Here is a 13,713-nt window from a genome sequence, read left to right on the forward strand (position 1 = left end):
CTCACCCTCGCCCAGACCCCCGCCGGCCTCACCTGCTTCCTCGTCCCGCGCTGGACGCCGGACGGCGAGCGGAATGCCATCCGCCTCCTCCGCCTCAAGGACAAGCTCGGCAACCGCGCCAACGCGTCGGCCGAGATCGAATATGCCGGCGCCCACGCCCTCGCCCTCGGCGAGCCGGGCGCCGGCGTCCGCACCATCATCGAGATGGTCCACCACACCCGCCTCGACACCGCCCTCGCCCCCGCCGGCCTGATGCGCGCCGCCCTCTCCGAGGCGCTCTGGTGGACCTCCGGCCGCCGCGCCTTCCAGCGCCGGCTGATCGACCAGCCGCTGATGGCGAGCGTCCTCGCCGACCTCGCCCTCGAGGTCGAGAGCGCGCTGGCCCTCGGCCTCCGCGTCGCGGTCGCCTTCGATGAAGGCGACCGCGCCTTCGCCCGCATCGCCGTGGCGCTCGCCAAGTTCCTCAACAACAAGCGCTGCCCGGCCGCCGTCTACGAGGCGATGGAGTGCCTCGGCGGCATGGGCTACATCGAGGACGGCCCGCTGCCGCTCCTCTACCGCGAGGCCCCGCTCAATTCGATCTGGGAGGGATCGGGCAACGTGATCTGCCTCGACGTGCTGCGGACGCTGGACAAGGACACCGCCGCGCGCGAGCGCCTCGAGGCCGAGCTCGCCGCCGCCCGCGGCCGCTCCGCCGCCTACGACCGCGCCATGGACGACCTCGCGCGCCAGTGGCGCGGCCAGCCGCCGGAAGCCGAGGCCCGCTGGCTCGTCGAGCGCCTCGCCAGCCTCCTCGCCGCCTCGGTCCTCCTGCGCGACGGCGCCGAGCCCGCCGCCGAGGCCTACGTCGCCACCCGCGTCGCCGGCGAAGGCGGCCGCGTCGCCGGCGCCTGGCCGGCGCGCCTCGACCGCCAGGGCCTCATCGCGCGGGCGATGCCATGCTGAGGGCCGCCCTCCTCCTCGCCCTCGCCGCGCTCGCCGCCTGTGCGCGCCTCGGCGTCCCGGCCCCTGCCCTCCCCGGCTCGGGCAGCAAGGGCGTGACGAAGCTGGTCGAGAACCGCGTCTGGATCTCCGAGGACCCGGACGCGCCTCGCGGCATGCTGCGCATCTTCCTCTCCGACGGCACGCTGGTGATGACGAGCTGCACCGAGACCTACCGCCTCGCCCCCTGGCGCTGGGTCGAGGGCAGCACGCTGGTCTGGGAGGAGGACGGCCGCATCCTGCGCGCCGAGGTCGCCGTCGTCGAGCGCGACAGCCTCGGCCTCGTCATCGACCTCGGCAACGGCGAGCTCCTCTCGCAGCGCTTCCACGCCGCCGAGGCCCCCGTCGTCTGCCCCGACCTCCCCCGCTGACCCGGCCTACTGCAGGAATCGCCGGAAGCGGGCGAGGGCGAAGGCGAAGCAGGCCGCGCCGATGACGGCGAGCGCGAGGAGCTGCGGCCAGACCACGGCCAGGCCGGCGCCGCGGAAGAGGACCGCCTGCGCCAGGATGACGAAATGGGTGTCCGGGGCGGCGAGCATGATCGTCCGGATCGCCTCGGGCATGCTCTCGCGCGGGGTCGACGCGCCCGACAGCATCTGCAGCGGCATCAGCGTCAGCATGAGGAGGAGGCCGAACTGCGGCATCGAGCCCGCCACCGTCGCGAGGAAGATGCCCATGCAGGTCGTCGCGAAGAGCTGCAGCGCGGCCGCGACGAGGAAGAGGGCCAGCGAGCCGGCAAGCGGCACCCCGAGCCAGAGCCGGACCACGACGAGGAGCGAGAAGGCGGTGGCCAGCCAGACGACGAGCGCCATCGACCAGACCTTCGAGAGCATGATCTCGGCCGGCGTCACCGGCATGACGAGCAGGTGCTCGATCGTCCCATGCTCGCGCTCGCGGATGAGCGCGGCGCCGGTCAGGATGATCGAGAGCATGGTGACCGAGGTGATGACGTCCGTCACCGCGCCAAACCAGCCCTGGTCGAGCGCCGGGTTGAAGCGCGCGCGGAGCGCGAGCTCGACCGGCAGCTCGGCGACGGCGCGGCTGCCCTCGACGTATTCCGCCACCTCGCTCGTCACGATCGACTGCACGTAGCCGCCGCCGGTGAAGGCCTGGCTGACCCGCGTCGCGTCGATGTTGAGCTGCAGCTCGGGCACCCGCCCGGCGACGAGGTCGCGCTCGAACCCGGGCGGGATGTCGAGCGCGAAGGTATCGAGCCCCGCATCCATGCGCGCGTCCATCTCGTACTGGTCGATCAGCACCGGCGGCACGAAGTAGGGCGGATAGAAGGCGGTGGTGATCCGGGTCGAGAGGGTCGACTGGTCCTCGTCGACGATGGCGATGGCGGCGCGGTTCAGCGTCTCGGGCATCGAGCGCGACTGCGCATAGACCGAGAAGGTGAAGGCGTAGAGGATGAGGATCATCATCGCCGGGTCGCGCGCCAGGCCGCGGAGCTCCTTGACGCCGAGGTCGAGGACGTTCGCGACCCGCATCGCTCAGCGCGCCTGCTTGCGCAGGAAGGCCGTGCCGAGCGCGACGAGCACCGGGATGGCGAGAACAAGAGGCAGGTAGCTCGCGGCGAGATCGGGGATGCCGAGCCCCTTGGAAAAGGTGCCCCGCGCGATGGTGACGAAATAGGTCGCCGGGAAGACCCTGCCGATCGCCGCACCGACCCCCTCGAGCGAGGAGACCGGGTCGATCAGCCCGGAGAACTGCACCGCCGGGATCAGCGTGATGAGCGCGGTGGCGAAGATCGCCGCCGTCTGGCTCCTCATGAAGGCCGAGATCACGAGGCCCATGCCGGTCGCGACGAAGGCATAGAGCAGCGCCGCGAGCGCCAGCGCGGCGAAGCTGCCGGTCATCGGCACGCGGAAGACGAAGACGGCGAAGCCGGTCAGCATGAGGAAGTTGACGAGCGCCAGCACGGCATAGGGGAGCTGCTTGCCGAGCAGGAACTCGAGCCGGGTGACCGGCGTCACGTAGAAGTTGATGATCGAGCCGAGCTCCTTCTCGCGGACGATCGAGAGCACGGTCAGCATCGCCGGGATCATCAGCAGCAGCATCGGGATTACCGCCGGAACCATGGCGACGAGGCTCTCGACGCTCGGATTGTAGCGATAGCGGACGACGAGCTCGAAGCTGCCGGCCGTCGCCGCGGCGCCATGGGCCTCCCGCGCCTTCCGCCCCAGCCAGTCGGCGTGCATCCCCTGGACGTAGCCGCGCACGGTCTCGGCGCGCGCCGGCATAGCGCCGTCGATCCAGGCGCCGATCTCGACCGGGGCGCCGCGGTCGAGGTCGCGCGCGAAGCCGGGCGGGATCTCGATCGCGAGGCTGATCTCGCCCGCACGCATCCGCGCGTCGATGTCGGCGTGGTCGACGAGCGGCGGCGCCTCGTCGAAATAGCGCGAGCCGGCGATGTCGAGCACATAGTCGCGGCTGAGCGTGGTATCGTCGCGGTCGAGGACGGCGAAGGTCAGGTTCTCGACATCCATGTTGATGCCGTAGCCGATCACGAACATCAGGATCAGGCTGCCGACCATGGCGAGGGTGGCGCGGATCGGATCGCGGCGGAGCTCGAGCGTCTCGCGGAAGCTGTAGGCGAACATCCGTCGCGGGTCGAAGCGGCGCTTGCGCGGCACGGCGAGCCCGGCCTCGGCGACCGGCGCCGGCCCCCCGCCGCCGCCCTCCTCGCCGATCGCCTCCTCCAGGCAGGCGACGAAGGCCTCCTCGAGGGTCGCCGACCCCTTGCCCGCGACGATCGCGGCGGGCGTGTCGCTGACCAGGACGCGGCCCGCATACATCAGCGAGATGCGGTCGCAGAGCTCGGCCTCGTTCATGAAGTGGGTCGAGACGAAGATCGTCACGCCGTCCTGGCGCGAGAGCTCGCCGAGGATGCGCCAGAAGGAGGCGCGCGCCACCGGGTCGACCCCCGAGGTCGGCTCGTCGAGGATCAGCACATCGGGCGCGTGGATGAGCGCCACGGCGAGGCTCAGCCGCTGGCGGATGCCGAGGGCCAGCGCGTCGGGCAAGGCGTCGACCACCTCGGCGAGGTCGAAGCGCTCGACCATCTCGCGGACGCGGGGGCCGATGCGCTCCCGCGGCAGCCGGAAGAGGCGGGCGTGCAGCTCGAGGTTCTGGCGGACGGTGAGCTCGGTATAGAGCGAGAAGGCCTGGCTCATGTAGCCGACCCGCCGGCGGACCTCCATGTCGTGCGGGTCGACCTCGCGCCCGAAGAGCCGCGCCGTGCCCTCGGTCGCCGGCAGGAGGCCGGTCAGCATCTTCATCGTCGTGGTCTTGCCGCAGCCGTTCGAGCCGAGGAAGCCGAAGATCTCGCCGCGCCGGATGCGGAAGCTCACCCGGTCGACGGCCGTGAAGTCGCCGAAGCGCATGGTGAGGCCCTCGGCCTCGATCGCCGGGGCCTCGCCGTCCACCGTCGTCCGCGGCGGGAAGCGCGGCTGCCCGTAACCCTGCCGCCGCTCCGCGGGAAGGAGCGCGACGAAGGCGGCATCGAGGTCGCGCGCACCGGTGCGTTCGAGCAGATCCGCCGGCGCGCCGGTCGCGAGGACGCGCCCGCCGTCCATCGCCGCCAGCCAGTCGAAGCGGGCGGCCTCCTCCATGTAGGCGGTGGAGACGATCACGCTCATCCCCGGCCGCCCGGCGCGGATCGCCTCGATGAGCTCCCAGAACCGGCGGCGCGACAGCGGGTCGACGCCAGTCGTCGGCTCGTCGAGGATCAGGAGATCGGGATCGTGGATGAGCGCGCAGCAGAGGCCGAGCTTCTGCTTCATGCCGCCCGAGAGCTTCTGCGCCGGCCGGTCGGCAAAGGGGGCGAGCCCGGTGCCGGCGAGCAGGCTCGCGATCCGCCGCGCGCGCTCCTCGGCATCCTGGCCGAACAGGCGGCCGAAGAAGTCGACGTTCTCGCGCACCGACAGCGTCTGGTAGAGGTTCCGCCCCAGCCCTTGCGGCATGTAGGCGATCCGCGGCTGCACCGCCTCGCGGTGGGCGGTGTCGGCGATGTCGCCGCCGAGCACGCGGATCCGGCCCGCCTGCACCGCGCGGGCGCCGGCGACGAGCGAGAGGAGCGTCGACTTGCCGACCCCGTCCGGCCCGATCAGGCCGACCATGCACCCCGCCGGCAGGTCGAGCGTGATGTCGGCGAGCGCGCGGACCTTGCCGAAGGACAGGCCGACGCCCTCGATCCGGGCGACCGGCTCGCTCATTGCACGAGGTTCGCCGAGAGGAACGCGGGCCACTCGGCGTCGGAGTCGAGGCGGACGTAGGCCATGCCCGGCAGGCCGGTCTTCACGTACTGGACGTAGCGCCGGAGCAGGTCCTTCGGCACCTGCGCCCGCACCCGGAACATCAGCTTCTGGCGCTCCTCCTCGGTCTCGACCGTCCGCGGCGTGAACTGGGCCACGTCGGCGACGAAGCGGACGGTGGCCGGGATCACCCACTGCGGGGCGGCGTCGAGGACGAGGCGGGCCTCGGCCCCGATGGCGACGCGGCCCGCCTGGGCGGTGGGCAGGAAGAAGGTCATGTAGACGTCGCCGAGATCGACCATGTTGAGCACGCGGCCGCCGGCAGCCAGCACCTCGCCCGGCTGGGCGACGCGGTACTGGACCCGCCCGTCCCGGGGGGCCCGCAGGGTCGAATCGTCGATGTCGGCCTCGATCGATTCGATCGCGGCCGCAGCGGCGTCCACCGCGGCCTCGGCGTCGACGACCAGGGCCTTCGCCGCGCTGATCGCCGCCTCGGCGGCGGCGAACTGCGCCTCGGCGGCAGCGAGGGCGGCCTGCGCCGACTCCGCCGCGGCGCGGTCGTTGTCGAGCACCGACTGCGAGATGGTGTTCGACCGCGCCAGCGGCTCCGACCGCGCCAGCTGACGCTGGGCGGCGTCGTTGTCCGCGCGGCGCTGCGCCACCACGGCGTCCGCCGCCCGCTCCTCCGCCTCGCGCTGGCGGACGAGGCTCTGCGCCGTCTCGACCCCGATCCGCGCCCGCCGCTCCTCTGCCCTGGCCTGGCGGAGCTGCGCCTCGAGCTGGGCGGTGTCCATGCGCGCCAGCGCCTGCCCGGCGGTGACGAAGTCGCCCTCGTCGACGAGGATGTCGCCGAGCCGCCCGGCGACCTTGGTCGAGATGTCGATCGCCGTGGCCTCGATCCGCCCGTTCCCGCTCGCGAACCCCGCCGGCAGCGTGTCGGCGCCGAGCCGCTGCCAGGCGACCCAGGCGACCAGCAGCAGCAGGACGCCGGCGACACCCCACAGGACCAGCCCGCGTCGCGACCTGACGGTTTCGGCCATTCGCTGCGCTCCTGCATGGACCCCGGGAGACCCTAGCAAGCTTCTGCTGCAGGGCAACATCTCGGCCCTCGCCCCGCGCGACGACCTCACGCCCGCGTTAACGAATCAATCCCGAGTCATTCGGTCGCAATACGCATTCCATACGCATTCCACATGCGATGCAGATCGAATGAATCCCCGTAATCCATTGCCATTCAACGGTTCACGACTCATCCCCCTCGACCTCCGCCGACAGCCCGGACCAGCGGTGCGCCAGACCGGCATCGAGATCGAACAGATCGAGCACGCGCCCGATGGTATGGTCGACCATCTCCCCGATCGAGGCCGGCCGCGCATAAAAGGCCGGGACGGGCGGATAGACGATCGCCCCCATCTCGGTGACCGCCGCCATCGAGCGGATATGCCCGAGGTGGAGCGGCGTCTCGCGCAGCATCAGCACCAGCCGCCGCCGCTCCTTCAGCGTCACGTCCGCTGCCCGGGTGAGCAGGCTCGAGGTGGTGCCCGCGGCGATCTCCGACAGCGTCCGGACCGAGCAGGGCGCCACGATCATCCCCAGCGTCCGAAACGACCCGCTGGCGCAGGCCGCGCCTATGTCCTTGTTCGCATGGGTAACCGTCGCCAGCGCCTCGAGGTCGCGCGGCGTGAAATCGGCCTCCGCCGCGATCGCGACCCGGGCCGCCTGCGAGATCACCAGATGGCTGTCCACCCCGGCATCGCGCAGCGCCTCGAGCAGCCGCTTGCCGTAGATCGCGCCCGACGCGCCGGTGACCCCGACGATGATGCAGGGCCGTGAGCGGGAAACCCTCATCCCGCCCCCCTCACACCGGCGCGCAGCACCGCCTCGGCCCGGATGCCGTGGAGCGCATCGAGCCCCATCCGCGACGTCGTCCCGCCCCCCGGGGCCGAGGGGTCGAGCGCATTGCCGGGAAGCTGGTCGAGGATCATCACGTTGCTGCCGGAAGTGGGTCGAGAGCGTCCAGACTATCTCCGCATCGCGGGCCGCGTCGACACCGCTTTCGACCGCCGGACAGCACACGGCGGTGCCGTTCAGGCCGGCACGTCGAGGGTCTGCAGCTCGTGCGCCGGCGCGCCGCCGATGGTGCGGACGACGGCGTCGGCGAGGCTCGTCCCCGCCCGGCGGAAATCCTCGTGCACGACCTCGATGTCGCGGCGGAACTTCTTCATCAGGCTGAAGGATTCCTTCACCGCGACATCGAGGTCGCGCCCGATGACGCAGCCCATCTCCTCGGCAGCACCGATCGGCGAGATCGCCGCCGAGGCGCTGCCGCACACGATGCCGTCCGGGCGACGGCGCGAGGCCATCAGCCGGGCGATCTCCTGCTGGATCGCCTCGTGCCCGCTGTCAGTGGTGACGGCGTGGATCGGCACGTCGTCGAGATCGAGCCGCTCCACCGCCTGCTGGAAGCCCGCCGTCATGTGCCGCGAGTAGGTGAGATGCGCCGGCGGCCCGAGCAGCGCCAGCCGCCGCCGCCCGCGCGCCGCCAGCCGCTCGACAGCGATCTCGGCATAGCGCGCGTTGTCGAAGTCGAAATAGGGATGCTCGATCCCCATGTCGGTGCGCCCGTGGGTGGCGAAGGGAAAGCCCTGCTGGTGCAGGTAGCGCACCCGCGCGTCCTGCGGCTCGATGCGCGAGAAGATGACCCCGTCGGCCGAGCCGGTCTCGACGATGTAGCGCACCGGGTCGAGCGGGTCGCTCTGCGCACCGTAGGGCGTGACGATCAGATGGTAGGGCGAGCCCGCCAGATGCTCGGAGATGCCGTAGACGAGATGCGCCGTCAGCCCGAGCACCTCGGTCTCCACCGACATGATGAGGCTGATGACGTTGGTCTTGCCGGTGCGCAGCCGCACCCCGGCGCGGTTCGGCCGGTAGCCGATCTGCCGCGCGACGAGCCGCACCCGTTCCTTGGTCGCCTGCCCGATGTCCGGCGCGTCGTTGAGCGCGCGCGAGACGGTGGTGACGCCGAGCCCGGTCATGTAGGCGATCGTCTTCAGCGTCGGCCGCGGCTTCCCGCCGGCCGCGGCCCGGTCGATCGCGTGCTCCCTTTCGTCCATCCCCGGACTCCCCGCGGCGAAGCTGCGTCGAATCCGCAGGTTAGCCGGTTGGCGTGGCCGATCAAGCTGAAACGTTACAGGACGACAGAATCCACATCGGATCCCCGGCCGCGCTGCGGCGCGGCCCGGCGATTCATCGCACCATCCCCCGACGCCGCGCCGCAGCAAAATCGCCAATCCTGACGCGCCATCCCATTTACTTGCGCAGCAGAGCCCCGCGCCGGGAGGGAAAACGTCATTGCCTTCCGGCGATGCCTCCCGTAGCATCGCGCCTGCAACGATGCAGAACTGGGAGGTTCGCCAATGACGTACCGCTCGCTGGCCGCCGCGCTCGCAGCGTCCGCCGTCCTGCCGCTCTCCGCGGCGCACGCCACCGACCTCGAGGTCACCCACTGGTGGACCTCCGGCGGCGAGGCGGCGGCGGTCGCCGAGCTCGCCAAGGCCTTCGACGCCACCGGCAACCACTGGGTCGACGGCGCGATCGCCGGCTCCGGCAGCACCGCCCGCCCGATCATGATCAGCCGCATCACCGGCGGCGACCCGATGGCCGCCACCCAGTTCAACCACGGCCGCCAGGCCGAGGAGCTGGTCGAGGCCGGCTACATGCGCGACCTGACCGACCTCGCCACCGCCGAGAAGTGGGCCGACGTCGTCGCGGCGCCCGCCCTGCTCGACAGCTGCACCCTCGACGGCAAGATCTACTGCGTACCGGTCAACATCCACTCGTGGCAGTGGCTCTGGCTGTCGAACAAGGCCTTCGAGGACGCCGGCATCCCGGTCCCGGCCAACTGGGAGGAGCTCGTCGCCGCCGCGCCGAAGCTGCGCGAGGCCGGGAAGATCCCGCTCGCCGTCGGCGGCGAGCCCTGGCAGCAGAACGGCGTCTTCAACGTGCTGATGAACGCGCTCGGCGGCAAGGATCTGACGCTCAAGGTCTACGACGAGAAGGACGCCGAGGTCGCCGCCGGCCCCGAGGTCGCGAAGATCTTCCAGGCGCTCGCCCAGGCCCGCGAGATGTCGCAGGGCGGCAACGTGAAGAGCTGGAACGAGGCCACCAACCTCGTCATCACCGACAGGGCCGGCGGCCAGATCATGGGCGACTGGGCGCAGGGCGAGTTCCAGGTGGCCGGCGAGGTGGCCGGCACCGACTATACCTGCCTGCCGGGCCTCGGCGAGACCGAGCTCATCTCGGCCGACGGCGACGCCTTCTACTTCCCGCTGCTCAAGGACGAGGAGAAGTCGAAGGCGCAGGAGGTGCTCGCCTCGACCATGTTCAACCCCGAGGTGCAGGTCGCCTTCAACCTGAAGAAGGGCTCGTTGCCGATCCGCAAGGACGTCGACCTCGACGCCGCCAACGACTGCATGAAGAAGGGGCTCGCGATCCTCGCCGCGGGCAACACCATCAAGTCGACCGACTCGATGCTCAGCCCCGACACGACGACGCAGACGAACACGCTCTTCACCGAGTTCTTCGCCGACCCGAGCATCACCCCCGAGGCCGCCCAGGCGCGGTTCGCCGAGATCATCGCCAACGCCGACTGATCCCGGCACCCCGACCGCCGGCCCCGCGCCGGGCCGGCGGTTGTCCCGATCCGACCCGCGGGGGGAACCGCATGGCCGCGCAGCGCCCGTCTCAGCTCTTCCGCAACCTCAACGCCAAGATCGCCTCGATCCCGATGATCCTGACCGCCGTGGTGGTCTTCCTCGGCGGCACGCTCTGGACCGTGGTCTATTCCTTCACCGACTCGAAGCTCCTGCCGCGGCTGCGCTTCGTCGGCCTCGACCAGTACGAGCGGCTCTGGTCGTCGAACCGCTGGCTCGTCTCGATCGAGAACCTCGCCATCTACGGCATCCTCAGCCTCGTCTTCAGCCTCGTCATCGGCTTCGTCCTCGCCGCCCTCCTCGACCAGAAGATCCGCTTCGAGGACACCTTCCGCACCATCTTCCTCTACCCGTTCGCCCTCTCCTTCATCGTCACCGGCCTCGTCTGGCAGTGGCTCTTGAACCCCGACCTCGGCATCGCCAGCGTCATCCGCGGCCTCGGCTGGACCAGCTTCACCTTCGACCCGCTCTACAACGCCGACATCGTCATCTACGGCATCCTGATCGCCGGCCTCTGGCAGGGCACCGGGCTCGTCATGTGCCTGATGCTCGCGGGCCTGCGCGGCATCGACGAGGACATCTGGAAGGCCGCGCGCGTCGACGGCATCCCGATGTGGAAGACCTACCTCTTCATCGTCATCCCGATGATGCGGCCGGTCTTCATCACCACCCTCGTCCTCATCACCGCCGGCATCGTGAAGCTCTACGACCTCGTCGTCGCCCAGACCGGCGGCGGCCCCGGCATCGCCTCCGAGGTGCCGGCCAAGTACGTCTACGACATGATGTTCCTGGCGCAGAACCTCGGCCAGGGCTTCGCCGCCTCGACGATGATGCTCTTGACCGTCGCCATCATCCTCATCCCCTGGGCCTACCTGGAGTTCGGAGGCAAGCGCCGTGGCTGACCTCTCCCTCCCCGCCACCGCCGCCGCCCGCGTCGAGCCGCGCGGCGCCCGCCCCCGCCCTGCCCTCTCCCGGCGCAACGTCATCCTCTACGGCACGCTGATCGTCGTCGCGCTCTACTACCTGCTGCCGCTCTACGTGATGGTGGTGACCTCGCTGAAGGGGATGCCCGAGATCCGCCTCGGCAACATCTTCTCGCCCCCGATGGAGATCACCTTCCAGCCCTGGGTGAAGGCCTGGGCCGAGGCCTGCACCGGCCTCAACTGCGACGGCCTCTCGCGCGGCTTCTGGAACTCGGTCCGCATCACCGTCCCCTCGGTCGTCATCTCGATCGCCATCGCCAGCGTGAACGGCTACGCGCTGGCCAACTGGCGCTTCCGGGGCTCGGAGGTCTTCTTCGCCATCCTGATCTTCGGCGCCTTCATCCCCTACCAGGTGATGCTCTACCCGATCGTCATCCTCCTGCGCGAGATCGGCCTCTACGGCACGCTGACCGGCCTCGTGATCGTGCACTCGATCTTCGGCATGCCGATCCTGACGCTGCTCTTCCGCAACTACTTCGCCTCGGTGCCGGAGGAGCTCTTCAAGGCCGCCCGCGTCGACGGCGCCGGCTTCTGGGGCATCTACCTCAAGATCATGCTGCCGATGGCGCTGCCGATCTTCGTCGTCGCCATCATCCTGCAGGTGACCGGCATCTGGAACGACTTCCTCTTCGGCGTCGTCTACACCCGCCCCGACACCTACCCGATGACCGTGCAGCTCAACAACATCGTCAACTCGACCCAGGGCGTGAAGGAATACAACGTCAACATGGCCGCGACCATCATCACCGGCCTGGTGCCGCTCGTCATCTACTTCATCTCCGGCAAGCTCTTCGTGCGCGGCATCGCCGCCGGGGCGGTGAAGGGATGACGGCGATGCAGACCAGCGTGGCGGTCAAGGACCTCGAGCTCGCCTACGGCAGCGTGACGGTGCTGAACGGGCTCAACCTCGACATCGCCGAGGGCGAGTTCATCGTCCTTCTCGGCCCCTCCGGCTGCGGCAAGTCCACGCTGCTCAACTGCATCGCCGGCCTCCTCGACATCACCGACGGCCAGATCTGGATCAAGGGCAAGAACGTCACCTGGGAGGAGCCGAAGGACCGCGGCATCGGCATGGTCTTCCAGTCCTACGCCCTCTACCCGCAGATGACCGTGCGCGGCAACCTCTCCTTCGGCCTGAAGAACGCCGGGCTTCCCAGGCCCGAGATCGAGAAGCGCATCGCGCGCGCCGCCGAGATCCTGCAGATAGAGCCACTCCTCGAGCGCAAGCCCGCCGCCCTCTCCGGCGGCCAGCGCCAGCGCGTCGCGATCGGCCGCGCGCTCGTCCGCGATGTCGACGTCTTCCTCTTCGACGAGCCGCTCTCCAACCTCGACGCCAAGCTCCGCTCCGAGCTGCGGGTCGAGATCAAGCGCCTGCACCAGCAGCTCCGGAACACGATGATCTACGTCACCCACGACCAGATCGAGGCGCTGACGCTGGCCGACCGCATCGCCGTCATGCGCGGCGGCTACATCCAGCAGCTCGCCGACCCGAAGACGATCTACAACCGCCCCGCCAACCTCTTCGTCGCCGGCTTCATCGGCTCGCCCGCCATGACCATGCTGAAGGGCCGGATCGACGCGGCGGGCGCCTTCGCCATGGACGGCCTCAGCGTCCCACTCGCCGGCTACAACGGCGCGGTCCCGCCCGCGGGGACCGAGGCGATCCTCGGCGTCCGTCCCGAGCATGTCGCCATCGCGCCGGCCAGCGACGGCCCGGGCGACGGCCCTGGCGACGGCCCGGGCGACGGCCTCCCGGCAACGATCGACATCGACGAGCCGATGGGCTCGGACAGCCTGCTCTGGATGACCATCGCCGGCCAGCCGATCTCGGCCCGCATCGAGGCGGACCACCCGTTCCGCCAGGGCCAGCCGGTGCGGCTCGGCTTCGACATCCCCCGCTGCTCGCTCTTCGACAGGAAGAGCGAACAGCGCCTCTGACCCTCGCCCTCCCAGCACGGAAGCCCCGATGACCGACTTCTCCTACCAGCTCTACTGCTCGCGCAACTTCCCCCCGCTCTCCAGGACGCTGAAGATGGTCGCCGCCGCCGGCTACCGGAACGTCGAGGGCTACGGCGCGCTCTACGCCGACCCGGCCAAGGTGGCCGAGCTGAAGGAGCACCTGGCCGCGAACGGGCTCAGGATGCCGACCGGCCATTTCGGCCTCGACATGCTGGAGAACGACCCCGGCCGCGTGCTCGAGATCGCCAAGGCGGTCGGCATCGAGACGATCTACTGCCCGCACATCGCGGCCGACCAGCGCCCGGACAGCGGCGCCGGCTGGCTGGACTTCGGCCGGCGCCTGCAGGAGGCCGGCGCCCCCTACCGCGACGCCGGGCTCGGCTTCGGCTGGCACAACCACGACTTCGAGGTCAGGCGCACCGCCGACGGCGCCCTGCCCCTCACCGCCATCTTCGAGGGCGGCCCCGACCTCGAATGGGAGGCGGACATCGCCTGGCTGATCCGCGGCGGCGCCGACCCGATGGAGTGGATCCACGCCCTCGGCAAGCGCATCACCGCCGTGCACGTCAAGGACATCGCCCCCGCCGGCGAGAATGCCGACGAGGACGGCTGGGCCGACGTCGGCCACGGCACGGTGGACTGGCAGGCCCTGATGACCACGCTCAAGGAACGCTCGAACGCGCGCTACTACGTCATGGAGCACGACAACCCGAAGGACGACCGCCGCTTCGCCGAACGCTCGCTTGCGGCGGCCAAGAAGCTGTGAAAGTGTGAAGGCCGCGTTAAAGCTGACAAAATTATCTAGCTCGATCAGTATCTTGA

At 70.3% G+C, this 13,713-nt stretch carries 13 protein-coding genes; 7 read left to right on the forward strand and 6 right to left on the reverse strand.

The genetic code is table 11. The annotated features are described in order from the left end of the window. Both Q0112_RS16000 and Q0112_RS16005 read left to right on the forward strand, forming a co-directional pair. Positions 1 to 945, forward strand: a 945-nt coding sequence (locus Q0112_RS16000; protein WP_297976975.1) for an acyl-CoA dehydrogenase family protein, incomplete at its 5' end; no start/stop codon positions are given. Continuing rightward, positions 939 to 1,352: a hypothetical protein gene (locus tag Q0112_RS16005; RefSeq protein WP_297976976.1), complete on the forward strand. Its 414-nt coding sequence runs from the start codon at positions 939 to 941 to the stop codon at positions 1,350 to 1,352. The genes Q0112_RS16000 and Q0112_RS16005, both read left to right, overlap by 7 nt. A 6-nt stretch (positions 1,353 to 1,358) precedes the next feature. Here Q0112_RS16005 and Q0112_RS16010 read toward each other — a convergent pair whose 3' ends face one another. The 6 genes from Q0112_RS16010 to Q0112_RS16035 form a co-directional block, all read right to left on the reverse strand. Beyond that, positions 1,359 to 2,471: an ABC transporter permease gene (locus Q0112_RS16010; RefSeq protein ID WP_297976977.1), complete on the reverse strand. Its 1,113-nt coding sequence runs from the start codon at positions 2,469 to 2,471 to the stop codon at positions 1,359 to 1,361. Positions 2,472 to 2,474: 3 nt separating this feature from the next. Further along, positions 2,475 to 5,198 carry a ribosome-associated ATPase/putative transporter RbbA gene (gene rbbA, locus Q0112_RS16015; protein ID WP_297976978.1) on the reverse strand — a complete coding sequence of 908 codons (2,724 nt, stop codon included), beginning with the start codon at positions 5,196 to 5,198 and terminating at the stop codon, positions 2,475 to 2,477. Next, positions 5,195 to 6,277, reverse strand: a complete 1,083-nt coding sequence (locus tag Q0112_RS16020; protein ID WP_297976979.1) for an HlyD family efflux transporter periplasmic adaptor subunit — start codon at positions 6,275 to 6,277, stop codon at positions 5,195 to 5,197. The genes rbbA and Q0112_RS16020 overlap by 4 nt, the downstream gene beginning before the upstream one ends. 202 nt (positions 6,278 to 6,479) lie before the next feature. Further along, entirely contained in the window at positions 6,480 to 7,085 is a 606-nt protein-coding gene (locus tag Q0112_RS16025; RefSeq protein WP_297976980.1) for a UbiX family flavin prenyltransferase, read from the reverse strand. Then, positions 7,082 to 7,222 (reverse strand): hypothetical protein, encoded by a 141-nt coding sequence (locus Q0112_RS16030; protein WP_297976981.1) that lies wholly within the window; start codon positions 7,220 to 7,222, stop codon positions 7,082 to 7,084. Before Q0112_RS16030 ends, Q0112_RS16025 begins: the two co-directional genes overlap by 4 nt. A gap of 102 nt (positions 7,223 to 7,324) precedes the next feature. Next, on the reverse strand, positions 7,325 to 8,350 hold the full coding sequence (locus Q0112_RS16035; RefSeq protein ID WP_297976982.1) for a LacI family transcriptional regulator: 1,026 nt from the start codon (positions 8,348 to 8,350) through the stop codon (positions 7,325 to 7,327). Positions 8,351 to 8,653: 303 nt separating this feature from the next. On the opposite strand from Q0112_RS16035, the gene Q0112_RS16040 reads away from it, so the two are divergent. From Q0112_RS16040 to Q0112_RS16060, 5 genes are all read left to right on the forward strand, one after another. Next, entirely contained in the window at positions 8,654 to 9,889 is a 1,236-nt protein-coding gene (locus Q0112_RS16040; RefSeq protein ID WP_297976983.1) for an ABC transporter substrate-binding protein, read from the forward strand. Between the two features lie 71 nt (positions 9,890 to 9,960). Further along, the gene (locus tag Q0112_RS16045) at positions 9,961 to 10,851 is read left to right on the forward strand and encodes a carbohydrate ABC transporter permease (RefSeq protein ID WP_297976984.1); all 891 of its coding nucleotides are present in this window, start codon (positions 9,961 to 9,963) and stop codon (positions 10,849 to 10,851) included. Beyond that, positions 10,844 to 11,761, forward strand: a complete 918-nt coding sequence (locus Q0112_RS16050; protein ID WP_297976985.1) for a carbohydrate ABC transporter permease — start codon at positions 10,844 to 10,846, stop codon at positions 11,759 to 11,761. The genes Q0112_RS16045 and Q0112_RS16050 overlap by 8 nt, the downstream gene beginning before the upstream one ends. A 5-nt stretch (positions 11,762 to 11,766) precedes the next feature. Further along, entirely contained in the window at positions 11,767 to 12,870 is a 1,104-nt protein-coding gene (locus Q0112_RS16055; RefSeq protein ID WP_297976986.1) for an ABC transporter ATP-binding protein, read from the forward strand. A 28-nt stretch (positions 12,871 to 12,898) separates the two neighbouring features. Continuing rightward, on the forward strand, positions 12,899 to 13,657 hold the full coding sequence (locus Q0112_RS16060) for a sugar phosphate isomerase/epimerase (RefSeq protein WP_297976987.1): 759 nt from the start codon (positions 12,899 to 12,901) through the stop codon (positions 13,655 to 13,657). Positions 13,658 to 13,713 lie beyond the last annotated feature (56 nt).

Source organism: uncultured Amaricoccus sp., assembly GCF_937858865.1.
In the GTDB taxonomy this organism is placed as follows: Bacteria; Pseudomonadota; Alphaproteobacteria; order Rhodobacterales; family Rhodobacteraceae; genus Amaricoccus.